This window comes from Kitasatospora sp. Root107 (assembly GCF_001424875.1).
GTDB lineage: Bacteria > Actinomycetota > Actinomycetes > Streptomycetales > Streptomycetaceae > Kitasatospora.
Genome location: NZ_LMCT01000016.1, coordinates 114,258 through 115,401, shown reverse-complemented (window position 1 = coordinate 115,401; position 1,144 = coordinate 114,258). Strand labels below are relative to the sequence as shown.

Below are 1,144 nucleotides of genomic sequence, written 5' to 3'. Positions count from 1 at the left end.
CGGCGTGCTCGGCGACGCGCCCGGCCGCACGCTGACCGGTGACCTCGCCGAGCTGCTGCCGGCCTGGCTGGCCACCCGCCGAACCGACGAACCGACGCCCTCGGACGTCGAACTCGCCCTGGCGGAGCTGGACGCTGCCGACCAGGCCTGGCTGCTGACCTCGCCGCGGTTGGCCGAGCGGATCCCGCCCCGCCCCGGAGTTCTGACCAGCGAGCCCGCCCGCTGGTCCGCCGACGGCGCGAGCCACGTGACGATCAGGCTCGACGGTACGACGGCCGAACTCCCGCTGCCCGCAAGCCGGATCGCCGTCCGGGCGCTGCGCGGCGCGGAGTTCCGCCGGGGCGGCCCGGTCGCCGTCACCCCACCGGCCGACAACGCCGGGAAAGCAGGACACCCGACCCTGCCCGTCTTCAATACCGAGGCCCGGACCCTGCTGGCCCGGGGAGGGCAGCCCACCACCCTGTTCTCCGTCAACCTGCCGAACCACGACAGGCACGCCGCCACCGCCCTGCGGATGCACCGCCACGACCTGCCAGGACCGGTGCTCGCCGCCGGGCGCACCGGTCGCCGCCTGATCGTCCTGTGCGTCGAGGGCGACCAGCTCATCACCCACGTCATCGGCCGTCAGCTCCCCGACCCTGGCGGGTACTCCGCCCAGCTCGCGGCCTTCGGGGTCGAACCCGCCCTGCTGGCGGAGGTGCTCGCGGGCCCGGTGCTGCCACTGCTGCGCCGGAGTGCGGACCTGGAGCTTCCGCTGGCCGGCCGCTGGTGGCGGATCAGGCCGGACGGCCGGGTCGCCGACTACGGCGCGGTCGGTCCGGGGACACGTGGCCGCACGCCGTTCAACCGGCTCCGCGAGCCGAGGCTGTTCGACGGCTGGTTGCACGACGAGGCACGCGGCGTCCACCACTTCCTGCACAGCAACGACACCCAGGCCTGGTCGCACGACAGCCGGACCTGGGAGGTGCGCACTGCGCACGGCGCTCCGCACGAAGCCCCGCGCGGCTCCGCGTTCCGCATCGCGTTCTCCGAGCAGGCCGAGGTGATCGGCCTGGTCGGCTCCGGGTTGATCACCCTCAGCCGCGCCGGCCACCTGGTGCGCAACGTGACTGCCGACGGCGTGCGGACGCTGACCCGCCTCTCC

General features: G+C 74.7%; 1 protein-coding gene. It reads left to right on the top strand.

All coding sequences use genetic code 11. From position 1 onward, the window contains the following. Positions 1–1,144 (top strand): hypothetical protein (locus ASC99_RS39435; protein WP_162257889.1); only part of this gene is annotated, 1,144 nt, incomplete at both ends.